At 56.3% G+C, this 26,804-nt stretch carries 18 protein-coding genes; 12 read left to right on the top strand and 6 right to left on the bottom strand.

Going from position 1 to position 26,804, the window contains the following annotated elements; genetic code table 11:
• Positions 1-35 precede the first annotated feature (35 nt).
• The 4 genes from iorA to DPRO_RS14550 all read left to right on the top strand — a co-directional run bounded on the left by iorA (position 36) and on the right by DPRO_RS14550 (position 5,937).
• Positions 36-1,871: an indolepyruvate ferredoxin oxidoreductase subunit alpha gene (gene iorA, locus DPRO_RS14565; RefSeq protein ID WP_097012713.1), complete on the top strand. Its 1,836-nt coding sequence runs from the start codon at positions 36-38 to the stop codon at positions 1,869-1,871.
• Positions 1,871-2,467 (top strand): indolepyruvate oxidoreductase subunit beta, encoded by a 597-nt coding sequence (locus DPRO_RS14560; RefSeq protein ID WP_097012712.1) that lies wholly within the window; start codon positions 1,871-1,873, stop codon positions 2,465-2,467. The genes iorA and DPRO_RS14560 overlap by 1 nt, the downstream gene beginning before the upstream one ends.
• Before the next feature lie 96 nt (positions 2,468-2,563).
• The gene (locus tag DPRO_RS14555) at positions 2,564-4,144 is read left to right on the top strand and encodes a sigma-54-dependent Fis family transcriptional regulator (protein WP_097013771.1); all 1,581 of its coding nucleotides are present in this window, start codon (positions 2,564-2,566) and stop codon (positions 4,142-4,144) included.
• A 152-nt stretch (positions 4,145-4,296) separates the two neighbouring features.
• Positions 4,297-5,937 carry a glycosyltransferase family 2 protein gene (locus DPRO_RS14550; protein ID WP_097012711.1) on the top strand — a complete coding sequence of 547 codons (1,641 nt, stop codon included), beginning with the start codon at positions 4,297-4,299 and terminating at the stop codon, positions 5,935-5,937.
• 36 nt (positions 5,938-5,973) lie between these two features.
• Here the strand turns inward: DPRO_RS14550 and DPRO_RS14545 are convergent, their stop codons facing one another.
• Together DPRO_RS14545 and DPRO_RS14540 are read right to left on the bottom strand one after the other, a co-directional pair.
• On the bottom strand, positions 5,974-6,522 hold the full coding sequence (locus DPRO_RS14545; RefSeq protein ID WP_097012710.1) for a hypothetical protein: 549 nt from the start codon (positions 6,520-6,522) through the stop codon (positions 5,974-5,976).
• A gap of 130 nt (positions 6,523-6,652) precedes the next feature.
• Positions 6,653-8,281 carry a glycosyltransferase family A protein gene (locus tag DPRO_RS14540; RefSeq protein WP_097012709.1) on the bottom strand — a complete coding sequence of 543 codons (1,629 nt, stop codon included), beginning with the start codon at positions 8,279-8,281 and terminating at the stop codon, positions 6,653-6,655.
• Between the two features lie 83 nt (positions 8,282-8,364).
• Here DPRO_RS14540 and DPRO_RS14535 point away from each other — a divergent pair, with 83 nt between their 5' ends.
• Both DPRO_RS14535 and DPRO_RS14530 read left to right on the top strand, forming a co-directional pair.
• Positions 8,365-10,056, top strand: coding sequence for a glycosyltransferase (locus tag DPRO_RS14535; protein WP_097012708.1), 1,692 nt, complete (start codon positions 8,365-8,367; stop codon positions 10,054-10,056).
• A 39-nt stretch (positions 10,057-10,095) separates the two neighbouring features.
• Positions 10,096-10,419 carry a hypothetical protein gene (locus DPRO_RS14530; protein ID WP_097012707.1) on the top strand — a complete coding sequence of 108 codons (324 nt, stop codon included), beginning with the start codon at positions 10,096-10,098 and terminating at the stop codon, positions 10,417-10,419.
• Between the two features lie 75 nt (positions 10,420-10,494).
• Here DPRO_RS14530 and DPRO_RS14525 read toward each other — a convergent pair whose 3' ends face one another.
• Complete coding sequence (locus tag DPRO_RS14525) at positions 10,495-10,725, bottom strand: cold-shock protein (RefSeq protein ID WP_097012706.1); 231 nt, start codon at positions 10,723-10,725, stop codon at positions 10,495-10,497.
• Between the two features lie 64 nt (positions 10,726-10,789).
• The gene (locus DPRO_RS14520) at positions 10,790-12,283 is read right to left on the bottom strand and encodes an ATP-binding cassette domain-containing protein (protein ID WP_097012705.1); all 1,494 of its coding nucleotides are present in this window, start codon (positions 12,281-12,283) and stop codon (positions 10,790-10,792) included.
• 80 nt (positions 12,284-12,363) lie between these two features.
• On the opposite strand from DPRO_RS14520, the gene DPRO_RS14515 reads away from it, so the two are divergent.
• Genes DPRO_RS14515 through DPRO_RS14505 form a run of 3 tightly spaced genes read left to right on the top strand, consistent with a single transcriptional unit; the run spans position 12,364 to position 16,472 of the window.
• Positions 12,364-13,284 carry a DUF362 domain-containing protein gene (locus DPRO_RS14515; protein WP_097012704.1) on the top strand — a complete coding sequence of 307 codons (921 nt, stop codon included), beginning with the start codon at positions 12,364-12,366 and terminating at the stop codon, positions 13,282-13,284.
• Positions 13,285-13,328: 44 nt separating this feature from the next.
• Entirely contained in the window at positions 13,329-15,662 is a 2,334-nt protein-coding gene (hypF, locus tag DPRO_RS14510) for a carbamoyltransferase HypF (RefSeq protein ID WP_097012703.1), read from the top strand.
• Between the two features lie 3 nt (positions 15,663-15,665).
• On the top strand, positions 15,666-16,472 hold the full coding sequence (locus tag DPRO_RS14505) for a DUF3298 and DUF4163 domain-containing protein (RefSeq protein WP_097012702.1): 807 nt from the start codon (positions 15,666-15,668) through the stop codon (positions 16,470-16,472).
• On the opposite strand, the gene DPRO_RS14500 is transcribed toward DPRO_RS14505, so the two are convergent.
• Positions 16,459-18,609, bottom strand: coding sequence for a HAMP domain-containing methyl-accepting chemotaxis protein (locus DPRO_RS14500; RefSeq protein WP_157917495.1), 2,151 nt, complete (start codon positions 18,607-18,609; stop codon positions 16,459-16,461). The genes DPRO_RS14505 and DPRO_RS14500 overlap by 14 nt on opposite strands.
• Before the next feature lie 69 nt (positions 18,610-18,678).
• Here DPRO_RS14500 and DPRO_RS14495 point away from each other — a divergent pair, with 69 nt between their 5' ends.
• Both DPRO_RS14495 and DPRO_RS14490 read left to right on the top strand, forming a co-directional pair.
• A complete protein-coding gene (locus tag DPRO_RS14495) occupies positions 18,679-19,746 on the top strand; it encodes an IS5 family transposase (RefSeq protein ID WP_097010253.1) in 1,068 nt (355 codons plus the stop codon).
• A 532-nt stretch (positions 19,747-20,278) separates the two neighbouring features.
• Positions 20,279-21,346, top strand: coding sequence for an IS5 family transposase (locus tag DPRO_RS14490; RefSeq protein WP_097010254.1), 1,068 nt, complete (start codon positions 20,279-20,281; stop codon positions 21,344-21,346).
• A gap of 379 nt (positions 21,347-21,725) precedes the next feature.
• Here the strand turns inward: DPRO_RS14490 and DPRO_RS14485 are convergent, their stop codons facing one another.
• A complete protein-coding gene (locus DPRO_RS14485; RefSeq protein WP_097012701.1) occupies positions 21,726-22,868 on the bottom strand; it encodes a pyridoxal-phosphate-dependent aminotransferase family protein in 1,143 nt (380 codons plus the stop codon).
• 365 nt (positions 22,869-23,233) lie between these two features.
• On the opposite strand from DPRO_RS14485, the gene DPRO_RS14480 reads away from it, so the two are divergent.
• A complete protein-coding gene (locus tag DPRO_RS14480; protein ID WP_097012700.1) occupies positions 23,234-26,758 on the top strand; it encodes an FAD-binding and (Fe-S)-binding domain-containing protein in 3,525 nt (1,174 codons plus the stop codon).
• The last annotated feature ends 46 nt before the right edge of the window (positions 26,759-26,804 follow it).

Below are 26,804 nucleotides of genomic sequence, written 5' to 3'. Positions count from 1 at the left end.
CGCGCACAGCGCAGACCAATTACGGAGAGACACTTATGGCAAATCCGCTTTTGGCCGACACTCCCGGCGCAACCCATCTGCTCCTCGGCAACGAAGCTATCGTTCGCGGAGCAATTGAGGCCGGAATACAGGTCGTCACCTGTTATCCCGGCACGCCGTCGTCGGAAGTCCCTGACACGTTCTATCGTATTTCCCCTGAAGGGAAGTACTATTTTGAATACTCGGTCAATGAAAAGGTTGCTTTGGAAGTAGCCGGTGGCGCGGCCCTGTCCGGGGCCATGACCCTGTGCACCATGAAACACGTTGGTGTGAACGTCGCTGCCGACCCCCTGCTGACCCTTTGTTACACTGGCGCCCCCGGTGGCCTGGTCCTGTTGTCTGCGGACGACCCGGGTTGCCACTCCAGCCAGAACGAGCAGGATAACCGCTACTACGCCCGCATCGCCGGTCTGCCGGTTTTCGAGCCATCCACCGCTCAGGAAGCCAAGGACATGACCCGCGACGCCCTCAAGCTGGGTAAGAAGTACGGCGCACCCATCATGCTGCGTACCACCACCCGCGTGAACCATCTCCGCGGTCCGGTTGAATTCGGCCCCGCCCCTGATCCGGGCGAAGCTGAAGGCTTCAAGCGCAACCCTTCCCAGTTCGTGCCCATCCCGGCATTTGCCCGTCCCATGCACCTCGCCCTCATGGAGCGCATGGAACAGATGCGCGAAGAAGCGGAAAAATCTCCGTATAACACCGTCACCGGCGAAGGCGATTTCGGTATCGTCTGCTCCGGCATCAGCCGCGCTTACGTGGCAGACGCCCTTTCCAACATGGGGCTGGAAGGCAAAGTCAAAGTGTTTGAGCTTGGCTTCTCCAATCCGCTCCCGGAAAACATGTGCCTCGACTTCCTCAAGTCCGTATCCAAGGTGCTTGTCGTAGAAGAACTGGAACCCATTGTCGAAAACGAACTGCGTGTACTCATCCAGAAGAACAAGCTGGACACCGAGATACTCGGCAAGGACGTTCTGCCCCGCAATGGCGAATTCCACGTCACCCAGGTCGAGAACGCCATCCGCGAACAGGTCGGTCAGGAACAGATCGTCAACTGTGCATGCGAGCTGCCCGAGCTGCCCATGCGTCCACCGAACCTCTGCGCTGGTTGCCCGCACCGCGGCACCTACTTTGCTGCCAAAAAGGTTTTCGGCGACGACGCCGTATACTCTTCCGACATCGGTTGCTACACCCTCGGCATCCTGCCCCCGCTGCAGGCAGCCGACTTCCTGCTGTGCATGGGTTCCTCCATCTCCGCAGGTGGTGGCGCATCCAAAGTCGCCAATCAGACTGTGGTCGCTTTCATCGGCGATTCCACCTTCTTCCACTCCGGTCTGACCGGTATCGCCAACGCGGTCTTCAACGATCATGACGTGCTGGTCGTCGTTCTCGACAACCGGACCACTGCCATGACCGGCCACCAGCCGCACCCCGGCGTGGACAAGACCGTCATCGGTGATAACGAGCACCCTCTGGACATCGAAACCGCCATTCGCGGACTGGGTGTCTCCGAGATCATCGAAGTCAATCCGTTCAACCAGAAGAAGACCCTTGCCGCGTTCGAGGACCTCAAGGCCAAGAAGGGTGTGCGTGTTCTGATCGCCAAGGAACCCTGTCCGCTGTATTCCCGACGCGTGTACAAGAAAGTCGCTCCCATGGTCGCCTACGTGGCCGACTCCTGTGACGGGCGCTTCGAATGTCTCGACAAGCTGGCCTGCCCCGCCATGTACAAGGAAGGCGGCAAGGCTGCGGTGAACCCGATCCTGTGCAACGGCTGCATGCTCTGCCTGCAGGTTTGCGGACACATCAAAGCAAAGAAGAGGGGCAGCTAATGTCTGATACCAAGCAAATTCGTATATTCATGACCGGCGTTGGCGGACAGGGAACCCTGACCGCGACCACACTGCTCGCCAAAACCGTCCTGAGCCAGGGCCTCCCGGTGACTTCCGGCGAGATCCACGGCATGGCCCAGCGCGGCGGCGTTGTCGAATCCACCGTCCTGATCGGCTGCAAGTCGCCCAAGATCGGACACGGCGAAGCAGATATCCTCATCGGCTTCGAGCCCATGGAGACCATGCGTGCGCTGCCCTACCTGAAGTGTGACGGACTGGTTTTGTCCTCCACCGAGTTCATGCCGCCCCTTTCGGTCGCCATGGGCAAGCAGGAGTGTCCGACCATCGACGACATCAAAAAGGCCGTCGCCGGTTGCACCAACAAGATATCCTTCATGCCCAGCCAGACCATCGGTCTGAAAGCGGGCGCTGTTCAGGCGGGTAACATCGCCATGCTGGCCGCCCTGTGCGCCTCCGGCGAACTGCCGTTCGGACCGGAAGCCCTTGAGGCAACCATCAAGGCCAATCTCCCCGAGAAGATTCAGGCCGTGAACCTGAAAGCGCTGGAACTCGGCGTCGCTGCACTGAACGCCTAACCATTTAAGAAAGGCTGTCCTCAAACGATCGTGCATTAATGATATACAACGCATTATCGCACGGGAGTTTGGGGGCAGCCAATGAGCAACATCATCATGGCTAACACAACACAAGACCCCTCTGATCTGAGCTATCTCCATACGCTCAAACTGATTCAGGAAACCCTGAAGCGAGACACCCCGCTTGAGGAGTCTTTGAATGCGTTGCTGAAAATCCTTGCCAGGGACATGGAATACGTCCGGGCGTTCATGGTCATCATGGACCCCAAGACCGAGAATCTCAAACTCTCGTTGACCTATTCCCCAGCCCAGGCAGAGGACGTGACCTACTCTCCCGGCCGAGGCATCATCGGTCGGGTTTTCGATTCCGGCGAGTCCATCACCGTGACCCGGATGTCGGACGACCCTGAATTCCTGAACAAAGCTTTCGGTCGCAGTGAGGAAGAACTCAAGAAGCTCGGCTTCATCTGCGTCCCTGTCATCAATCGCCGCGCCGAAGACGAAGAAGTCATCGGCGCTCTTTCCGTAGACGTCCCGCTCATTCCGGCAGACGACATGTCCGCCCATCGTCAATTCCTGGAAGTAGTTGCCGGCATCATCGCCGGTCATGTGGCCCAACTCCAGGAAGAGATGGCTGCCCAGAACCACATGATGACCCAGGGCATGATGGCTGGTGGGGCTGATGCCGCACCACCCAAGGATTTCGTGGCCGCATCCAAGGCCATGCGATTGGTATTGCGCCAATCGCGCCAGGTAGCACCGAGTCGAGCCACTGCACTGCTTCGCGGCGAATCAGGCACCGGTAAGGAACTGCTGGCCGAGGCCATCCACTCTTCCAGCCCGAGGGCCGACAAGCCGCTCATCAAGCTCAACTGCGCAGCGCTGCCGTCCGAACTCATCGAATCCGAGCTGTTCGGTCACCAAAAAGGTGCCTTCACAGGTGCTTTCCAGACCAAGCGCGGCCTGTTCGAGGTAGCGGATCAGGGAACGCTGTTCCTTGATGAAATCGGCGAACTGTCCATGGATGCACAGGCCAAGGTGCTTCGCGCCATTCAGGAAAAGGAAATTCAGCGTGTGGGTTCGGAACAGTCCATCACCGTTGATGTCCGCCTGATCTGCGCCACCCACCAGCCGCTGGAAGAACTCCTTGAAAAAGGCCGTTTCCGCGAAGACCTGTACTACCGGATCAACGTCTTCCCCATCTTCATTCCGCCCCTCAAGGAGCGTCGCGAAGACATCCTCCCCCTTGCAGAACATTTTCTGACCGAATTCTGCGACGAGTACGGCAAGGAAGTGAAGCGCATCTCCACCCCGGCCATTGAACTGCTGGTCATGTACCACTGGCCCGGCAACGTTCGTGAGCTCAAGAACTGCATGGAGCGCGCGGTCCTGCTGTGCGAGGAAGCGGTCATCCGCACCTACCACCTGCCGCCCACCCTCCAGTCCGCCGAAAGCTCGGCCACCGGCACCAACCTTTCCTTTGGAGAGGCTGTCGCCAAGTTCGAGCAGGAACTGCTGGTCGATTCCCTGAAGAAGACAGGCGGCAATATGTTGCAGTCGGCACGGGACCTCCGCGTCTCCTACCGCATCGTCAACTACAAGGTGAAGAAGTACAACATCGACGTGAAGAAGTTCTCGCAATCAAAGAAGAAATCGAAGAAGAAGCTGGAAAACTAACCCAGCCTCGACATCGAATAAAAGCCCCTTGATCTCTTTTTGGTCAGGGGGCTTTTTTGTTGCGAGCCTAAATTAATCCAGTTGCCGAGGCGGTTGATTAAAGCATGTGAACTCCCTATTCCTTTGCCTTGAGGCATCTGCTACGTTGCCCCATGCATAACAGTTCACGACTCGTTCGCCAGCTTATTACTCTCGTTCGCAACAGTGGCTACCTCCGCCCCGATCACGCCATGGCCGTGGCAGGCAACATTCTCGACGCCCGCCCGCTCCCCGATGCATTCGCCATTCTTTCACCAGCCCTGATTCGACACGCTGCCCTGTTCGATCCCTTTGACCGGGAAAAGCTAAGACTGGCTGAGGACGTCAACAGTCGTGTCCCCCATGAGCCGTTCACACAGTGGGTGGATTCAGCTCGCCGACTGACCGACATGGACCCGGTTCCCGAATACATTACCGCCCCGGACCCGAGTACGGCGTCGCCCGAAGCTTTCGTCCAGTATATTCGTGAGCAACCATCCAATGACAACCGTTTTTCAGCCATACTTCACTTGTGGCAGACCGGTGCCGAGAAAGCATTCCTTGAGGCAGTTCAGATTATCACCGCCTCACCATCGGGCCTGCTGGCCGCGCCTGTCATGGCATGGGGAGCCTATGCGGCAAACCAGGCAGACCTTGCCGGCATGCTGCTCGATGAGGGCGCCAGAACATTTCAGTCAATCAACCTGCGCGCACGGATGGCGTTGGACAATGGCGACACAAAACAAAGCATCGACCTGTTGCGGGAATCACTGGACATGGAACCGTTCCAGCCAGCGATCATCGAGCAACTGGCCAGCCTGGAGCACTCCTCATCACCGGCTCCAACTGCCGACACCCACATCTGTCTCTATACCTGGAACAAGCCGGACACACTGATACAAACCATCACCAGTCTCGCACAAACAGACATCGGCGACGCACAGATTACCATCCTGAACAACGGAACCACCACCTGTTCTCCTGATGCACTTGAACAACGGGTCAGGGAGGCGGCCCCACAGCTTTCCATCCGCTGGCTGCATTTGCCGGTCAATGTCGGAGCACCCGCCGCACGCAACTGGTTGCTGGCCGACGAACAGGTCCGCCAGTCCGACTATGTGGCCTTTCTTGATGATGACGTTCTGCTACCGCCTGATTGGTTGACCCGTTTTCATTCGACCCTTGCCAGGTTCCCAAAGGCTGCGGCTGTCGGGGCCAAGTGTCTCAATGCCCCCATGCGGACCCTGCAGTACGCCTTTCGCAATTTCGAGGATATCGGTGAACTGACAATCCGTTTGACAGCTAACGCCCCAACGCTCATGGACATGGGCCAATTCGACGCGCCACGCCCCTGCCTGACCGTCATGGGGTGCTGTCATCTGTTGGATCGAAAGAAACTGGAATCACATAATGTGCCCGACTTTGACATCCGCTTTTCACCCTCACAAGTGGACGACATCGAACACGATCTTCAGATTTGGAAAGCGGGGGCGCAGGTCATTTATGACGGCGGCGTGCAGGTTGTTCACTTGCAGGACACCGGCAAAGCCCCCAGTCAGGCCGCCATCGGACAAGCCTACGCCAATCATTACAAGATGGAGCGCAAGTTCTCACTGACAGACCTCAAGCAGATGGATGAAGCCGTAAAAGCGGCTGATGAGAAAGCGTTTCGACAAGCCCTTCATGCCGTACTGCCAACCATCACAGGATCAGCCCGGGTCTTTTGGCAGACTCTGGCCCCCCTATTGCGCACCATAAAAAAGGCGAACAGGTAATCCTGTCCGCCTTGAATCTACGTTACTTTTCGCTAGCTATTTGAAGGAACGGGCAAACAGTTCTTCAAGCGCTTTTTTGCCGTTGTCCTCAAGGAAGCGTGTGCCGGTTCCGGTGAAATGCGTGGAGGTGATGACCGGTGCTTCCACATCGACCCACTGGCCTTTCTCCCACTTGAACCAACCGTCCTTGACCTGACCGAAAACAAACAGGTCCTTGTTGCAAATCTTGGCGAACTCCGCACCCCAGCCGGTTCCACCCTTCACGGTGCCGTCTTCCTGAATGGTACCGACAACGAAAATCTGATCGCCGGACTCAATCTGATGCATGACGGTCTGGAGCACCTTGCGCATTTTTTCCGCGTTGGTGAAGCGGCGATTGAGCAGCTTGGAGACATAGGTCAGGCTGACGTCTTTTTTGGTCAATTCCTCGGTCGTGAGTACACGAACGCCGCGTTCGCGCTCGATGCGATGCCCTTCAAAGGTGTAGTTGACTTCGCCGAGGCCGTAGTATTCGGCCAGTTTGCCGAACTGTGCTTCCGCGCCCTGGGCGCCGCCGCTGAACAAGGTGTAGGACTCGTTGGACATGTTCTCTCCTTGAAATTGTATGTCGATGAAATGGATTCCTTACTGCAAATTTCTGTTGCCAATACACGCCTCCGGCATGCGGAGCAATGCCATGTGCATTATTATTTCTGAAATATCCAGCCCTTTCTCGTTATAACTTTGTGCCGCTTTCGCCAAGTGCTTTTATCTTTTTTTGCACATCATCCAGCAAAACCGCATCCATAACCTTGGCCATGGCCTCGAATTCTCCGTCCGAATACTTGGCGAGCAGCTTGTGCATATTGGCTGTTGCCCCACCAGCTTCGGGCTTGCCGGTTTCGCTCAGAGAACCGGATCGCCGTTTGTGCGGGATAGCCAGAAATCCCGTGTAAGCAGCATATCCACCACTGAGCACCATGCGCAGGTCCCGATCCAAATCATCGTACTGGGTGGGAGAAAAGCGCAGGTCGAAATCACCGTTTTGCAACAGACGCGAGGTGCGAAACAGATGTACACAACCTGTCACCGAAGCACACGGGCGCATATAATCCATCTGCCCGAAGTCGCTGTCCTGCAACATCAAGGTCGACATCAGCGTTTCCCTTCGCATGCCGGGAACGGGATAAAGATTGTGTTCGCCGCACTGCATGCGGGATGGGCCATGGTAATCCACAACCTTGCATCCCCAAACACCTGCCTCGGGGTAGCGCGAAGCCACAGCACCCAACCGCTTGAGCCAGTCGCCGGGGAGTTCGATATCGTCATCAATAAATGCCACATGCTCCGATTCACGAACCTCCGGCAGGTGCATCAGCCAGTTCCTCGCTGCCGGAGCACCCACGTTGACCGGCATGGTCACCACAGACGCTTTATCCGAGCCGAACTTATCGATAAACTGTCGGATCACCTCGGGCGTCCGGTCCGTACTGCCGTTATCAAGCACACGAACCTGTACCGACTCCAGGTCAGATCGAACAAGGGAATCCAGCGTCGCAGCCAGATCATCCGCCTTGTTCCAACTGTATGCCAGAACCATGGTCTGACCGGCAGGAGCAGCCAGCGCATTCGCTCCATCCACGGCCAACTCATACTGACGGAGTTGCAGGCTGACATTCCATGGGCGAGAGGCTGCACACTGCTGAAGCAGCAGCAATCCTTCGTCTATCTTCCCACGTCCCAACCATGCCATGGCGAGACGTTCGTCGATAATCGGTAACGGCAACTTCGCAAGCAGATCACCGTACAGAACCGACGCGGCCTTTCTGTCTCCCTTGGCAAAGAGCGCATGGCCCAACGCACAGGAAAACACGCGCGCCAAGCCCTCGGGTGCCTGCGCCTCGGACATCTGCTCGCGAAAAGCGGGCCAGTCACCATGTATGCGGGCGTATTCATACAAATGATGCCACCAGAACAGATTCCGCAGCTGATGACGCAGTTGATCGCGCAGGAAGGTCAACTGCTGGGAACCGCTCCCCTGCATGGCAACCTGCGCCTCGGGGGTCACCTCCGGCTGCCAGTGGGCAAGGACCGATTTGATGGCGGGCAGCAGTCGCTTGCTCACCGCAGGCAACTTGTCCATACGTCCGGCTAAAGCCGCTACGCAATTGCCATCCAGGGGATTCTCGCCCCATGCGGCAAGAAGCATGTCGGCAGCCATGCGAGCGTATAGATCATCAGGTCGACGGCTATGGTTCAAAACCACTTCCACCGCGCCATGGAGATGGGGTCTCCCGGAAAACCCGAGAAGAAGGTGCCGACGAATATCTTCCGGCATTGCTGCGAAATCAAAAGAATCGTTCATGATATTCAACTAGGCGGCAACTCGATGAAAGTCAACATCAGCTACTTTCAGGGCATGGCGTTTTCTGCTATTCATCGAAAATCATGCACCAATTCACATTCGACAATCCATTGCCCCCGACCCGCGGCATCCACCCCGCTTTCAAGGACCGTTTCTCCGGCTGGCACCTCGGCATGGGGCTGCCCGAAACACTCCTTGGCATCATTGGCGGCCTGCACACGCTGGGCAAGGAAGATCGTGCATGCGCAGACACGGCCTGCGCCATGGCTTACTGGGGAATGCAGGCCCACCCGCTGACTCCGGGCATGGCCGCGTGGCTATGCCAATTCGCGGATTCAGGACTGAACGCTCCAGCTCCTTTTATGGATATGTGTCGGTATCTGGCCGCTGTCCCACCACTGGATGATAGCGACCGCGAATCCATGGAAACGTGGTACGCCCTTGTCCGGCAGGATGACCGCTCACTTATCCTCCGTTTTCTGATGGTCACACTGGGGCATCCGGTCAAGGGATTGGCGTGGCTGAACCACTGCTGGCAGGACATGATCCACCTTGGGCAGCCCGAAATAGGCAAAGCCGCACTGGATATGGTCGCATGGGGTCCGGCCGCGCTCCTTAGGCAGCGCATGCAGGCGGAATGGGCGCTACACAGTCTGGAGCCTGCTGGAGCGATCGAGCATGTCGAGGCACTCAATCCTGATCTATGGGGCATGTGGCGGGCATACGCCGGAGCCGAGCTGCTACTACGCATGGGCAGACAGGGCGAGGCCAAGGGCGCGCTCGCCGGATTGTGGAAAGCCATACCGTGGCACGTGAACCTGACGCTCAAGCTTCATGATCTATTTCAACCGACACCAAGTGGAACGGACGCCGACACCGCAGATGTCGCCATCCTCGCCTATTCGTGGAACAAGGCGGATCTGCTGGCAGATACCTTACGATCGTTGGCCGAAAGCGACATCGGCAATGCGCAGATTTTTACCCTCGACAACGGCTCTACCGATCACACGCCCGAGGTGCTCAAAGAGGCGCAACAACGATACGGCAGTGAGCGATTCCACATCGAGACCCTGCCCGTGAACGTGGGCGCTCCGGCTGCACGGAACTGGCTCCTCGCCCTGCCCGGGGTGAAGGCTTGTCGATGGGCCGCATTTCTTGATGACGATATCGTGCTGCCCAAAAACTGGTTACGCCATCTGCTCGGCACTGCCGGAAAATACCCCAACGCCGGGGCCATAGGCTGCCGCATTACTGCGGCCACACCTCCGTACGGGCTGCAATCAGCGGATTACAATCTGTTCCCGACCCCGCCCAAGCCCACCGAACCGGGGCAACTGCCCAATCGAGTTCTCGTTTTCGATAACTGCGCCGGCAGTCCCGACACAGGCATGTTCACCTATGAACGGCCCTGCCTGTCGGTTTCCGGCTGCTGTCACCTGATCAATATGGAGGCCGTGGATAAGGCGGGCGGCTTCGACCTTCGCTACACCCCGTCGCAATTCGACGACCTCGACCGCGACCTGCGTTCCGCTCTGAGCGGCATGCCTGCCGTGTATGCCGGAGGACTGGCCATTCGGCACATTCAGCACTCCAGTCTGGCAAAGTCTCAGACCACGCGACAGATCGGCCATGTCATGGGCAACAAGTACAAGCTCGACACCAAGTACAGCGACGAAGAACTTGTTCGTTTAGGCACCGAAAACAAGGCACAGCTCTGGGCCGATTTACAAACGAAATACGATTTTCTGGTTGACCGCCTGAATTCCGGTGCTTAATTCTTCCTGACCAAACAACTCCGAATTACAGAGGTACATATGGACGACGTAAGAGTTTACGGCGATTTTCATCGCATTACGCCAGAAATATTTGAGAAAATCAAAGAATCCATTCCTTTCGATCAGGTGGAATACGATGGGGATGTGCTCCGTCTGGACCATGAAGGGAATTACCTGATGATCGATGATTTCATCGAAGGCATCAGCGAACTGCTCCCGGAAAACGGGTATGGGCATGTGGAGTTCATCGACAACCTCGAATGGGAAGTCACCCGCTATACCATCAAACCCGGCAAGATCGAGGAGAAGAAGGTCAAAGTGGATAACGTCCTTGACGCCCACATGCGTGATCACGGCCTGTAAACCGCAGAGAATTTGAACAAAAAAACGCGCCCGCAATTGATCTTGCGGGCGCGTTTTGCTTTTGAAACATCGTGTTTACAGGCGGGTGATCTGCGGGCCGTCGGATACCAGTCGCACGTCGAGTGCCTTCAGGCCCACCTCTTCGCCGGTCACTTCATACGTCACGGCTTCGCCCGGCTCCAGTGTCTGGAATCCATCACGAACGATCTCTGTATAGTGAACAAAAACGTCCACGCCATCATCACCCGTGATGAAGCCGAATCCCTTCTGCTCATTAAACCAGCTTACTGTTCCGTTCTGCCGCACATTGACCTCCGGGTCTGAAAACTACACGCATCGTATCGTTGCTGAAGAAACTTGGCAACAACCATTAATGACTTGCACTCTTCTCGTATTCTTCCAGCGTACCGACGAACGCCTGGCGACCGTTCTCAATGGTCATGACACGGTTGATGGCCGGGATGCGGTCCTCGGCGTGATGCGTCACCATGATGATCGGAACGCCCGATTCAGCAAGCTGCTGCAGCAAGCCCAAAAGCACGCCGCGAGAAGCGGCATCAAGCCCGGTCATGGGCTCATCCAGCAGCAACAGGGCCGGAGCCGGGGCCATGGCCCGCGCCAGAAAGACACGGCGCTGCTGGCCGTAGGACAACCGCCGCAAGGGACGTTCCGACAAATGATCAAGCCCCACATGCTTCAGCCACTTCCGGGCACCTTCCAACTCCTCATCCGTGGGCTGATCCAGCATCCCCACCGAACCACGATACCCGGACAGAACGGTTTCCAGTGCCGTCACTTCCCATGCCAGTTCACGGGCATAGTTGATCTGCAAGGCCGGGGATACGACCCCGATCCGAGGGCGGGCCTCGTCCACGGTCAACCCACCAAGACGCTCGACAGTGCCAATCCCGTCGTCATCGTCGGCATAGGGAGCCACTTCGCTGGTGATCAATTTAAGCAGCGTGGATTTACCGGCCCCATTGGCACCGAGCACCAGCCAGTTCTCACCAGGGAGCACGGTCCAGTTGATGTCATGGAGAATGCGCGTTCCGCCCACAACCACCGAGCAATGGCGCAATCGAAGCAAGAAATCATAGGTATCCCGCAACTGTCTGTCGGGCAGATCACAGGCCATCAGTTCCATGCGCCGTTCACCAAGATGATCAACGATGTGCTGGCGAGACCCCGATACCACCACAGTTCCGCCTTCAATGACCACGGTCTGTTTAATGGTTTCAGGGACATCCCCGATTCGATGGGCTGCACAGACCAACGTTGAGATGTTCCCGGCTTTATCGAGCAGGGACCGCACTTCCTCGCGGGAAGCCGCGTCCAGCCCTTCCATGCTCTCATCCAGCAAAAGCACATCCGGGCGCGGAGCAAGAGCGCGGGCAATGACCAGTTTGCGCATCTGACCAGTGGACAAGGTGCCTAGGTCAGCATCTGCCAGATCATGGATGCCAAGAGTATTGATGATCGCGTCTGCCTGAGCTTCCTGCTCGGGAGAAGGCGTGGAATACAGCAAGGGGGTATCGAAAAAACCGGCCAGAATGATGGAGCGGCCACTGGTACGCGGGGCATGGAGCGTATAGTATTCCTGCAACTCCGCCGACACCAGACCGATACGGTGCCGCAGACCTAGGGCGGATGACTGCTCGCCCTCCCCGAAATCGTACAGGCGGATGCCACCGCCATCCGGCGGAAATTCTCCACGCAACAGACGAAGCAGCGTGGTTTTCCCCGAACCGTTCGCACCGATGAGTGCCAGGTGTTTTCCCCGCTCAATGGTCAGGGAAACCGGTCCAACAAGCCGCGATCCGTTGCGTGTAACCGTGCAATTATTCAAAGAAATAAGTGGACACATACCCTATCATTGCTCCAAGTTCCGGGAAAGGCAAGCCTTCTGTCTTGTAAAAGGGAGGAGCTATGACGTACCATGGGTCAATGACCACATCCGTTGCCATCGCCCGCATACAGGAATATGAATCCACGCTGCTGGATTCCGCCACTGCCCTGCTTCTTGAAGAGATCGGATTCACCCCGTCCCCGGGAGAACGAATTCTGGTCAAACCCAACCTCGTTTCAGGCACCAACGCCCGCCATTGCTGTTCCAACGGATTGGTGGTCAAGGCGGCTTGCGCCTACCTGCTGGATTGCGGCGCACACGTGACCGTGGCCGATTCCCCCGGGTATGGCCCGGCCTCTCAGGTAGCCAGGAAGGCGGGACTGACCGAACCGCTCGGAAAACTGGGCCTTTCCGTCCAGACCTTGAAACGAGCCACCCCACTGGAATTGACTGGCGGTGGCACCATCGGCATCTCTCAGGACGCACTCGAAGCAGACCGCATCCTCAACATCCCAAAGCTCAAGGTCCACTGCCAGATGACCATGTCCGGCGCGGTGAAGAACCTCTTCGGCTGCGTGGTCGGATTTCGCAAAGCCGTGGCCCACAACCGCCTTGGACACTCTCACGACGTCTTCCGATCCATGCTCATGGATGTATACGAAGCACTCCCACACGCCAGCCATCTTATGGACGCGATTCATCCCCTGCACAAGGATGGCCCGATCAACGGCGAACCATATGAACTCGGCATGCTGACCGCCTCATCCAGCGGCATCGCCATCGATACCGCCGCCTACCACATTTTAGGACTCCAGCCGGATCAGATACCCCTGTGGCAGGAAGCCATCAGCCGGGACATGGACGGAGCCACCGCCGAATCAATACGCTATCCACTTGAGCAGCCCGAGCTGTTCACCCATGACGGTTTCATCCTGTCCGAGGAGCGGCCACTGGATTTCCACATCATGCGCATCCTCAAAGGGCGAGTGCGAAGTCTCCTCAAATATTTCAAAAAATAGCTACCCCCCTTGCACTCACTGTCTTCGGGGGCTATGACAAATTCATGAATTTTCTTCGTCACCGCTTCATCATAACCGGACAGGTTCAGGGCGTTGGATTTCGTCCCTTTGTCTACAGGGTGGCTCTGGAGAACAGGATCACAGGTTCTGTGAACAACTCCAGCGAAGGCGTCATCATCGAGGCACAGGGAAGTGTCGAGCAGGTGGAGCAATTCGGCAATGACCTTGCCGAGCAGATTCCGCCCCTGGCACGGATCGTGACCTTTGATATGGAATCCATCCCGGTAGTGGAAGGCGAAGAAGGATTCATCATCCTCAAATCGACCGGCGGCCAAGGGCATTCCGTGCTCATCAGCGCCGATGTTGCCACCTGCCCTGATTGCATGGCGGACATGAACGACCCTGCCAACAGGCGACACCGCTACCCCTTTACCAACTGCACCAACTGCGGCCCGAGGTACACGATCACGCGGTCCATTCCCTATGATCGCCCGCATACGTCCATGGCCTGTTTCCCGCTGTGCAAGGAGTGCCAGGCCGAATACGACGACCCGCTCGACAGACGGTTCCACGCCCAGCCCAACGCCTGCCCCCGCTGCGGCCCCAAGGTCTGGCTGACGGACAATGCACAGGTGATGATTGCCCAGGGCGATGAATCGGTCCGCAGGCTGGCCTGTGAACTAGCCGAAGGGAAAATAGCCGCAGTCAAAGGGCTTGGCGGATTTCATCTTGTCTGCGATGCCCGCTCCGACAGGGCGGTATCGGCCTTGCGTCAACGCAAACATCGCCCGGACAAACCGCTGGCGGTCATGGTCCCCGATCTCGACATTGCGCGGGAACTGGCCCACATCGGCCCCCATGAGGAAGAATGGCTGACCGGCATGCAGCGGCCCATAGTTCTCGCAGCAAAACAACAGAATTTCCCCCTGTCCAAACTCGTTGCCCCAGACACCAATTTCATCGGCCTGATGCTCCCCTACACCCCGCTGCACCACGTGCTGCTCGGCGACTTTGCCGAAAAGGCCGCATCCAACATCCCGGCGCTGGTCATGACTTCGGGCAATCTTTCCTCGGAACCTATCGCACTGGGTAACCGCGAAGCATTTGATCGATTGCAGGAAATAGCCGATCTCTTTCTCCACCATAACCGCGACATCCTGATCCGTACCGACGACTCCGTAGTCAGAACCGTCCCTGACAGTGACGAATCCGTCCTTATGCGCCGTGCACGCGGGTTCGCACCGGCTCCGGTTTTTCTGCCGCAGTCCACTGATACGGTCATGGGTACCGGCCCGGAACTCAAATGCACCCTGACCTTGACCAAAGGCGATCAGGCGTTTCCTAGCCAGCATATCGGCAACCTGACGAACCTTGAAACCCTCGAATTCTACAAGGAAATACACGCGCACCTTGAAGACATCCTGCAAGTCAAACCGTCACTCATCGTCCGCGACCTGCACCCGGACTACATGACAAGCGAGCTGGCCGATGATCTGGGCAAGGAGCGTGGCATTCCGGTTGAAACACTCCAGCACCACTACGCGCATATCCACGCGGTACTGGCTGAAAACAAATTTACCGAACCGGTCATCGGACTGGCGCTCGATGGCACCGGTCTGGGCGAGGACGGCACCATATGGGGCGGCGAATGTCTGATGGTCATGCCCGAAGAGTTGGAACATCAACGTCTGGCCCACTTCACCCACATACGACTTCCCGGTGGAGAGACCGCTGTTCGTGAGCCATGGCGCATCGCACAGGCCGCGCTGTGGGAGCTGGGCATCACCGAGCCGGGAAGCTATGAATGGCCCTGGCTCAAGGACTTTACGCAGGAGTCGAAATTTCTTCCCCAGTTGCTTGAAAAGGAAATCAATACACCCAAGACCTCAAGCTGCGGACGGCTGTTTGATGCTGTGGCCGCCCTGTGTGGGCTGGCAAATACCATCACCTACGAAGGACAGGCTGCCATCCGACTGGAGAAAGTACAGGACATGCAGGAGACCGGCGCGTATCCATGCCCGCTGACCTCTGCAGACCCGGTTGCCCTAAACACCCATGAGCTTATCAGGGCGGTGCTGCACGATCTGGATAGCGGTGTTCCTGTGCCGGTCATAGCGCGCCGCTTCCATCGAGGGCTGATCAACGGGCTGGCGGAAATTGCCTACTCATTCTCCATGGTGCTCGATATCCACCACGTAGCCCTTTCCGGCGGTGTCATGCAGAATCTGACCATGGCAAAAGAACTGCCCGAAGCCCTGCGTGCAACCGGCCTCATCCCGCTGACACACAAACATGTGCCACCCAATGACGCCTGCATCTCTCTGGGACAGGCTGCCTGGGGCCAGTACAAATTGTTACTTGATCAAAACAAAGGATAATCCGTGCGGACCATCTTCTATTGCTTTTTCATCCTCCTGATAACCTGTCCGGCCCTTGCTGCCAGTCCCTGTGCGACCGATGCCCCCTGCTCCCCGGCTCTGGTTGATTCGGTGATAATAGATGAGGAAACAACCGGCTTTGATATCAACGTCAACTACCCGGTCCTCTGCTCGGAGGAGGCCACACGGACCATTCGCGACGCCGTGCTCAACGGACTCAACAAGTTCAAGTTGATCCACCCCGACCACGATCTGACCGATTTTCCCCATCGCTACACCATGGACACCCGTTATGCAGTGCAGAGCGCGGCGAATGGTCGCCTGGCATCGGTGCTGCTGCATGTCTCCGTGTATACCGGTGGCGCACACGGCAATCACTGGCCCGTCACATGGTTATTTGAAATGGGCAGAGGGCAGCAGGTCTTTTTGAGCGATATCTTTACTGATGCGCAACAGGGGCTTCACGCTATCACCCCAATGGTTCGTCAGCAGTTACGGGACAAACTCAAGGAGTGGACAGCCGAAGATATGCTCTTGGACGGCACCACGCCGGTGCTGAGCAATTATGAAGATTTTCTGGTCAGTGATGAGGGAATGACATTTCACTTCGCACACTATCAGGTGGCCCCCTATGCGGCGGGAGAACAGACCGTTTTCATTCCGTGGGCAGATATCCGACAGCTTGTCCGGCCAGAATTCATGGCGGTCTTCCTCAGCGGAGCTGAAGTAAGCGCCCGTAACAAAGCAAATGACAAGGCCCGCCGTGATTCTCACGGCGGGCCTTGTTCTGGTTTAATTACAACCGACTGAACTCATCGTCATCATCGGATGGAGGCAACGCTCCGACCGGTTCTCTCCGCTTAGGAGCAACATCCCCCATCTCAAAGAAACTGATGGCTATCTGCAACTGCTGCGCCTGAGCAGCCAACTGTTCGGATGTCGAAGCCAACTCTTCGGATGCGGAGGCGTTCTGTTGCACCGACGAATCCAGGTGACTGACACCGGCGTTGATCTGGTTGACACCCTGAGACTGTTCATGGCTGGCTGCGGCAATATCCTGAACCAGTTCCGATGTCTTCTGGATGTCGGGCACCATCTTCTGGAGCATGTCACCGGCCCGTTCAGCCACGGCCACACTGTTGCTGGAGAGTTCACTGATCTCGGAAGCCGCCTTACCGCTTCGCTCGGCCAGCTTGCGAACCTCGGCTGCCACGACGGCAAACCCCTTGCCCTGCTCACCGGCACGAGCGGCCTCGATGGCGGCGTTCAGTGCCAGCAGGTTGGTCTGGCGTGCAATTTCCTCAATGATGCTGATCTTATCGGCAATATCACGCATGGCAGTAACGGTTCCGGCAACAGCCTCACCACCACTTTCGGCATCCTCGCGGGCCTGATTCGAGATGGACTCGGTCACTGCGGCATTTTCCGAATTCTGGGTGATGCTGGCGACCATTTCATCAACGTTTGAGGAAATCTCCTGCACATTACCGGCCTGAGAATTGGCGCCTTCCGATACGATCTCAGCGGTTGCAGATAGTTCTTCCGCGCCTGAAGCGACCGTTGCCGCAGCCATCGACACCTCATTGAGGGTACGATTGAGCTGATTGACCATGGCCTGCATGCATCCATACACGGAATCCGGGCTGAAGTTGCCAGTAAACCGCACACCCAGCTTTCCTGCAGCAATCTGCTTGGTCACATTCACCAACTGAATGGGGTCCTTACCAAGAACACGGAGAGTCGTTCTCGTGATCAGTATACTTACACCAATACCAAGGAAGATACCGATAAAGCCGATGGTCATGGCCACAATGCCACTTGTCTCGGCGTTGTCATCCGTTGATATGACCTTGGCCTCGACCAGCTCCTTTGCCAAGGCAGCAATGGCATTGACTTCCGGTTCAATGGCATGGACGGCAGCACGCATATCGCCGATTATGCCCTTGATGCGCGTATCCTCTGCGACCAAAGCCTCAAAGGACTGACGATAGGCATCCGCCATCCGCACGGCATTCTCCACGTACTCAGGAGCAGCATCGGAATCCTTGAATGCTTGCACCAGCTTGTCGAGGCTTGCATTGGTCCTGCCCACGTACTTGTCGCTACCACGCAGAAGGTAATCCTTCTCGCCACGACGGACCATCAGAAGCAGCCCCTTGACGTCTGGCACAAATAACTGCTTGAGCGGCTCTTCCATCTGATGAGCAGCATCCCGAACCGACTCGTATGCCCCTTCGGACAAGGTGTTTCTGTATAGATCAAACGCGGCGACATACCTGTTGAATCCACTTTCGACAGCGGTCAGCTTCGCATCCTTTTCGGTTCGATCTGCCAATTCCTGTCGAAAAGACTCCATGGTTGCCAGCATCCGACGCGTATACTTTGCATCATTGGTGCGCGCAAAATCCTTTTCCCAACGTCGCATAAGCAACAGGTCAAGATACAGATCCTGCACCTGATGCTTGGAAAATGCCTCTTCTGCATCATGAACCACGGAACGAAACGCTCCCTGAAGCCCGGATTCATGGTCCAATCCGCGACGCTGCCACGCTTCAACCAATGAGTTGAACGCTGCTTCGTATTGTGCAGCAGAAGCCTTGATGGATTGGGCCTTGGATTCAAGATCAGCCTCGCCGATATCTCGTGCCAGTGATTCGATCAACTGAGCGTTATCAACGACTTTGGCGAGATTCTCCTTGAGTTGGCCGGTGTACTTCATATCCTTGCGGAGAAGAAAATCCTTCTCGTTTCGGCGGCACTCAAGCATGGCTATTTCGGCATCAAGAGCCAATGTCTCAATACGTACTTCCTTATCAATGAGGCTGTCGAACTCGCTTACGGCACTACTCATTGAGAACTGATAGATTCCCATGACAGCCAGCAGCAAGGCCAGAATCAGCCCAAAACCACCCAAGAGTTTTGTCTTCAATGTCACATCATTGAACATAGTGATCTCCAATATGAGACCTCTGCACGGCAAATCCCACACTTTTACTCTTTAACTATTTGATTTATTATGCTATTATTTCTCCATCCAAAGGAGGAAGGCATGGCTATTCGGCAGAAAGGACCTCGGTTGGGTGATTACTTCCTGGGGCACCGCAGAACCAAGACCACATTTCTGGATGAGATCAACGAACTCATCGACTGGCAGCCCATCAACGCCTTTCTGTGCAAGAAGATCAGGCGCAAGGCCAACGCCGTGGGCAATCCCGCCTATCCGCCTCTGGCGATGTTCAAGATTCTGCTCTTGCAGCGTTGGTACAACCTGAGTGATCCGGGCGTGGAGCAGGCGCTGCTCGACCGGCTCTCCTTTGTCAGATTTACCGGTTTTTCCATCGAGGACGACGTGCCGGACGAGACCACCATATGCCGTTTCCGTAACGGTTTGATCCGCCTGAAGGTGCTGGACTCCTTGCTCGACATGCTTAACCGCCAGCTTGAAGGACAAGGGCTTCTTGTCCGTGAGGGAGCCGTGGTGGACGCCTCGGTAGTCGAGTCGCAGCGGCGGCCGCGCAAGGTTATCGACGTGATGCCTGAGGACCGTTCCGAGGACGCCGAAGAACAGGATGGGCCGGTGGACTGCCGGGTCAGCTATTCGGATGACGAGGAGGCGGCCTGGCTCCGCAAGAGAAATCGGGCCTATTACGGCTACAAGCTCCATGCCGCGACGGACAGTCGAGACGGGTTTCTGCTCTGTGGTCACATCACTCCCGCGAACCATTCGGACACGGGCGAATTCGAGCGGCTCGTGAATGGCGTCGGCCTTGATCCCGGCGCACGGGTTTATGCGGACAAGGGCTATTGCAGCGGGAAGAACCGGGACATTCTGTTTGATCGCGATTTGGAGGACGGAACCATGGACAAGACGCCTCGTGGCGGCAGGCTGACAGACTTCGAAAAGACCCGCAACCGTGACATCAGCAGCATTCGGCAAATAGTCGAGCGGGCCTTCGGCACACTCAAACGTGGCTACGCATTCTTTCGGTCCCGATACGTGGGTCGTGAGAAGGTGGAGGGAGAGTTCCACATCCTCGCCATGGCGTTCAATTTGAAAAAAGCTGTTCGACTGGCGCGAGCCTGAAGGGAGAGGTGCGTCCAAAATCCGGCATTTCGGCCAGAAATGGCAGGAAAAGGCCGGGAATGAGCCCAAGCTGGGGTGCGGTCAGAACATCAAATTGGGTGCGGAGCGCAAGGCACGGACGCGAAAAGGGGATGCGCAGAGGTCTCGATACAGGTGTATTCCATACCTCTCCTTGAGCCCTTGCGGGCCAGTGTCTTGCTCTATTCCAGTACTTCAAACATGGTTGATTCATAGTGAAACCCCATGCAAAAAAAGAGTAGATCAAAACTGACCTTACATACACCTTTCGCTCAATTTTAACAATAGACACGTGCTATTAAGAATGACCTAGCGAAAGCATATGTGGACCACCTTTCAAATTGTAAACATATGTTTGTTATTGTTTGTTTTTTTGCTTTTTATGTGCTGGGTATCCAGTGAATTCGATGACATAGGTGGTCCCGGCCGATTTTCCATTTTGGAAAATTTTTCACAACATGAGACCTCTGCACGGCAAATCCCACACTTTTACTCTTTAACTATTTGATTTATTATGCTATTCTTTCTCCATCCAAAGGAGGAAGGCATGGCTATTCGGCAGAAAGGACCTCGGTTGGGTGATTACTTCCTGGGGCACCGCAGAACCAAGACCACATTTCTGGATGAGATCAACGAACTCATCGACTGGCAGCCCATCAACGCCTTTCTGTGCAAGAAGATCAGGCGCAAGGCCAACGCCGTGGGCAATCCCGCCTATCCGCCTCTGGCGATGTTCAAGATTCTGCTCTTGCAGCGTTGGTACAACCTGAGTGATCCGGGCGTGGAGCAGGCGCTGCTCGACCGGCTCTCCTTTGTCAGATTTACCGGTTTTTCCATCGAGGACGACGTGCCGGACGAGACCACCATATGCCGTTTCCGTAACGGTTTGATCCGCCTGAAGGTGCTGGACTCCTTGCTCGACATGCTTAACCGCCAGCTTGAAGGACAAGGGCTTCTTGTCCGTGAGGGAGCCGTGGTGGACGCCTCGGTAGTCGAGTCGCAGCGGCGGCCGCGCAAGGTTATCGACGTGATGCCTGAGGACCGTTCCGAGGACGCCGAAGAACAGGATGGGCCGGTGGACTGCCGGGTCAGCTATTCGGATGACGAGGAGGCGGCCTGGCTCCGCAAGAGAAATCGGGCCTATTACGGCTACAAGCTCCATGCCGCGACGGACAGTCGAGACGGGTTTCTGCTCTGTGGTCACATCACTCCCGCGAACCATTCGGACACGGGCGAATTCGAGCGGCTCGTGAATGGCGTCGGCCTTGATCCCGGCGCACGGGTTTATGCGGACAAGGGCTATTGCAGCGGGAAGAACCGGGACATTCTGTTTGATCGCGATTTGGAGGACGGAACCATGGACAAGACGCCTCGTGGCGGCAGGCTGACAGACTTCGAAAAGACCCGCAACCGTGACATCAGCAGCATTCGGCAAATAGTCGAGCGGGCCTTCGGCACACTCAAACGTGGCTACGCATTCTTTCGGTCCCGATACGTGGGTCGTGAGAAGGTGGAGGGAGAGTTCCACATCCTCGCCATGGCGTTCAATTTGAAAAAAGCTGTTCGACTGGCGCGAGCCTGAAGGGAGAGGTGCGTCCAAAATCCGGCATTTCGGCCAGAAATGGCAGGAAAAGGCCGGGAATGAGCCCAAGCTGGGGTGCGGTCAGAACATCAAATTGGGTGCGGAGCGCAAGGCACGGACGCGAAAAGGGGATGCGCAGAGGTCTCAATATATAAAACTTACAACTAACGTGAATCAATTATCGCCGATAAAGCAGACGACACGCTTTCAGCATGCAGGACGTGCAAAGCCCCAGACAATGATAATTGTTAAATCGGTTGGGTTTAGCTGCTCATACATGAACATTCCGATGGATTAACCGAATGATTCGGTTGAGCAGAAAAAAGGGCTGAACCTGATGGCTCAGCCCGTATTCTATACTGAATCGGTTTTGCCTGTCCTACACGAGCTTTTTCAGCTCTCCTTCCAAAACCGCAAGATACTCTTCAAGCATTTCCGGCTGGATGTCACCCATGTGTCCGATCCGAATGATCTGGCGACAACCGGATTGTTCCAAGGCAGCGTTGAGCTTGCCATAGCCCGGGTCCATCAAATATCCATGAGCGCGCATGGCTTCCTTGATCCCCAGCTTGAGCTGTGCCTGGGTAACTCCTTCCGGGCACACCACAGTCGACACCGTGGGAGAACGGTAGCCTTCGGGAGCGAACATTTCAAAACCGTCGAGGCCATCCACCCACTTTTCCACCATGCCGCGCATCTGCAGATGGCGGTCGAACCGGTTCTGTACACCTTCCTCGTTCACGATACGGTCGAGCTGCACGTACATCTGATTGGCGAGGGTGCAGTTGGGGGTGGTCAGTGTCTGATTCTTACGGGCAGGGACCAACTGTCTGGTGATATCGGTCGCGTGTCCCTTGTTGGTAACCCGTTCGGCTTTCTCTTCAGCTTCCTTGGAGACAAAGCCAATGCCGAAACCGGCAGGCAGGGCCAGTGATTTCTGAGTGGCGGTAACATAAATGGCCGCGCCGGAGTTGACGAGATCAAGGTCGGTCCCGCCAAAAATCGATACACCATCCACCATGGGCAGGGCGTCATATTTTCTAATGAGCGCACAAACCGCTTTCATGTCGTTCATCACGCCTGTGGAAGTCTCGTTGTGCGTGAAGGAAACAACAGCAGGTCGCAGGCTGTCCAGTCGCTCCTCCAGCTTTTCCAGATCAATGGGCTGCCCGTACTCGAACTTGAGATTCTCGGCGTTTTTCCCGTTGGCAACGGCAATATTGTAGTAATGATCGCCGAAAGCGCCCACAGACACGTTGAGCAGTGTTTCATCGTCCGCAACGAGGGAACGTATCGAAGCTTCCATGGCGGATGAACCGGAACCGAGGAACAACACTGGCTCGTACATGTCACCGCAGCCGGACAACTTGCGCAGATTCTCGCGAATGGGGCCGAAGCGAAGTTCGTTTTCCGCATCGCGATGGCCGAATTCAGGTAACAGAGCGGCCTCTTTGACGTCCTGTCGGATATATGTAGGTCCGGTAATGAAGAGTTTCAATTGGGCGAAATTCGGCTTCGTCATGGTATATGTCCCCCTTGGATAGGTGTGGTTCGGATGGGACACCGTTAATATACCGGCAAAAGGCGAAAGTCCAGAGCTGGAGGGGCTTGATGCATGATAAAAGAATTCCCTTAATGCAATATTGACAAGCACCCCTGTACCGTGTTCCGAAAAGGAGCGGGACTTGCCAATGGAATAAAAAAGATTATCGTTTCCCAAGGGAGACACAGACAGACACAAGTCCGCATAACCCCGAAAAATGCAGGTTGATCACCACACTGCTCGCATTGCTGCGTGCAGGGTGTATCGGTTTCCGATACTTGCCAACCATAGAAAGAGGGCGTAATCAAATCCTCTTCACCTTTTTCCATGGAGATTATCTAGACATGGCCCAGTTAGGACCCCATATATCCATTTCCGACGAACAATTGATTTCGCGCGCCCTTGGCGTGGTTGACATGGAACAGTACCAGCACTGGCCTGAGGGCGTGAAGATGCTCGCATCCAATCTCGCCGCAGAGCTGTTCATGGTCCGTTACAACCCGTTCATCGACCCTGACCTTGTGCGCAAGTCCGTGGACCGACGCCTCAACATGTCCAAACCGATGCTCGACAGGGAGTTTGCCACCATCCTGTCCAACGGTATCGATCTTTTCTGGGAACGGTTTGACGCCGAACAGTCTTTCCGCGACGAACTCGTGGAACAACTGAAAATTTTCATGCCCGAGAGCGGCATTGGCGACGCACCGAACCTGCGCATCGAATCAGCCACAGACGCCACCGACCTGCGTATGGAACTGCCGCTGCTGGTTCTTTTCCCCGAGACCGAAGCCCAGATCAGAGGCATCGTCCGACTGGCCAATGAGCTTGGATTCGGCATCATCCCCCGCGGTGGCGGAACCGGTGCGACCGGCGGTGCCATTCCGGCCACAGAGCGCAACGTCATTCTGTCGCTGTCCCGCTTCAAAAAGATTCTCGACGTCGATGCACAGGACAAAACCATCACGGTCCAGGCCGGTGTCATCACGTTGGACGCCATCAAGGCCGCGGCAGAGAAAGACCTGCTGTTGACCGTGGACCCTGCTTCCAAGGCCGGTTCTTCGCTGGGTGGTAACATTTCGGAAAACGCTGGTGGCCCGTTCGCCTTTGAGTACGGCACTACCATCGACAATATCCTGCACTACCGCATGGTCACCCCCACTGGCGACCTGATCGAGGTACGCCGCAAGGATCATCCTCGTCACAAAATCTACGAAACGGATACCGCTGTATTCGAGATATTCGACGAGAACGGTCGTCAGATCGACACCGTCAGCCTGGGCGGCAACGACATCCGTGGCGAAAAGCTGGGCAAAGACGTTTCCAACAAGTACCTGGGCGGCCTGCCCGGTGTGCAGAAGGAAGGCGTTGATGGTATCATCACCGAAGCCAGCTTCATCTGCTACCCCCGCCTCACACACTCCCGCGTCCTGTGCCTCGAATTCTACGGCCGATCCATGATCAACGCCATGTACGTCATCAAGGACGTGGTCGGTCTGCGCGACAAGATTCGCGACGAGGGTGATCTGGTCAAGATTTCCGCTCTCGAAGAATTCGGCCCCAAGTATGTACAGGCCATCGAGTATCAAGCCAAATCCACGCAGTACGAAGGCGACCCGATTTCCGTCCTTATCCTGCAACTGGATTCCGACGATCAGGAAGCACTGGATGCGGCAAGTCAGACCATTGTCGCCCTGGCCCAGCCGTATGAGGGTGTGGATATTTTCAGCGCCCGCGACGAGAAGGAAGCCGAGTTGTTCTGGGAAGACCGCCACAAGCTGTCGGCCATTGCCAAGCGCACTTCCGGCTTCAAGATCAACGAGGACGTCGTCATCCCCATGGATGTCATTCCGGATTTCTCCGACTTCCTCGAAGACCTGAACCTGATCTACCTGGCAAAAATCTACAAGACCACGCTGGAAAAGATCGTGGCCATTGAAGCGGTCAACAACGAAGACCCGGATATAGCCGAGGCCTTTGAGCGTGTGCGCGCCATTCTTGACGGCGAGATCACATCCAAGGATTTCTCCGACACCGAGCAGGAAGCCCAGTGTCGGTTCCTGTTCCTCAAGCTGCGCGACACCTATCCGAAGGCAGATCGTGAAATCAAGGCGTTGTGGCAGGACATGCAGCTCAAGCGCATCGTCATCGCCAACCACATGCATGCCGGTGACGGCAACTGTCACGTTAACCTGCCCGTCAACTCCAACGACCAGGAAATGCTCGCCTCGGCCCACGAAGCCGCGGATGAAGTCATGACCAAGGTTCTCGAGATGGGCGGTGAGGTTTCGGGTGAGCACGGCATCGGTATCACCAAGATCGCGTTCCTCGGCGAGGAAAAGATCAAGGCGCTGGTGGACTACAAGAAGATCGTGGACCCGAAGAACGTCTTCAACCCCGGCAAGCTGACCCAGCGCCAGTTGCCCAGCAAGCCGTTCACTTTCTCCTTCAACCGACTCATCAACGACATCGACGCTACGGAGTTGAAGGATCGGCAGGCGCTCATGGCCCTGCTCAAGAACATCCAGACCTGCACCCGCTGCGGCAAGTGCAAACAGGTCTGCCCCATGTACCATCCGGTCAAGGGAATGATGTTCCACCCGCGCAACAAGAACATCTCCCTCGGTGCGCTCATCGAGGGTATCTACTACTCGCAGATCCAGACCGGTGAGCCTGCTCCCGAGCTGATGGATCAGTTGCGCGATCTCATGGACCACTGCACGGCGTGCGGCAAGTGTCAGGCGATCTGCCCGGTCAAGATCGACTCTGCGGGGTCCGCGCTTTCCATGCGTTCGTTCCTGGACAGCAAAGGCAAGTCGGGTCATCCGATCAAGCAGATCATTTTAAAAAACCTGGCCAAGAATCCGGCTGGCAGCGTCCCGGTAACTGCCAAACTGCTGTCTGTTGGTCAATCGGTGCAGGACAAGACGCTGGGCATGATCCCGGCGCGCTGGCTGTCTCGGGTCGAATCCCCGATGTTCAAGCATCGCAGCCCTTCCGTTGATTTCAAGAACCTTTCGGAAGAACTGAATCTCGAATCCGGTTCCATTTTCAAGAACCCCCGTGCCAAGCGGGACGAGACCGTCCTGTACTTCCCCGGTTGCGGAGCATCGCTTTTCTCCCGGTCCATCGGCATGGCCTCGGTTTACCTGCTGCTCAAGTCAGGGGTGAACGTAGTGCTGCCCGATCACCACATGTGCTGCGGGTATCCCCTGCTCGCCAGTGGTTGCGAAGAGGCGTACAAGACGAACCGTCACCGCAACATTCAGGAATTCCTCGACCTGCTGGTCAAAACCGGTAAGGCCGGCCTGAAGGCAACGACCCTGCTCACGGCCTGTGGAACCTGTCGCGAATCCCTGGGAACCTATGATTTCTCGGGCGAGCTGGCCGATCCGCTTGCGCATATGGATGTCATGCAGTTCCTCATGGATCGCATGCCCTCTCTGCGCCAGACCGAACCCATCGTGTACCACTCTGCCTGCCATGCTGAATGGGTGGATGCGCCCAAGCTCAAGGCAGCGGAGATGTACCGCTCCGGTTTGGCAAAGATCACCAACACTGATGTTGCTCTCTCCCCAGGTTGCTGCGGCGAATCCGGCCTCGGAGCACTGACGTCACCCGGCATCTACAATCAGTTGCGCGGCCGGAAGCAGGATCAGTTGCAATCCGATCTTGCCGGTAACAGCGAGAAGCCGATCGTGGTTGGTTGCCCGTCATGTAAAGTCGGCATCAAGCGCTCCATGCTCCAACTGAAACGGAACAACCGCGTCATGCACACAGCCGAATATCTGGCCGAATGCGTGGGCGGCAAGAAGTGGACAAAAGAACTCAAAGAGCTTTTGCAATCAGTTGAACGCAAAGGCAACGCCTAGTAAAAACGATCCCCCGAAAGTCCTGACTTTCGGGGGATTTTCATTC

Source organism: Pseudodesulfovibrio profundus (assembly GCF_900217235.1).
Taxonomy (GTDB): Bacteria; Desulfobacterota; Desulfovibrionia; order Desulfovibrionales; family Desulfovibrionaceae; genus Pseudodesulfovibrio; species Pseudodesulfovibrio profundus.
This window is presented reverse-complemented; position numbering and strand designations above follow the sequence as displayed.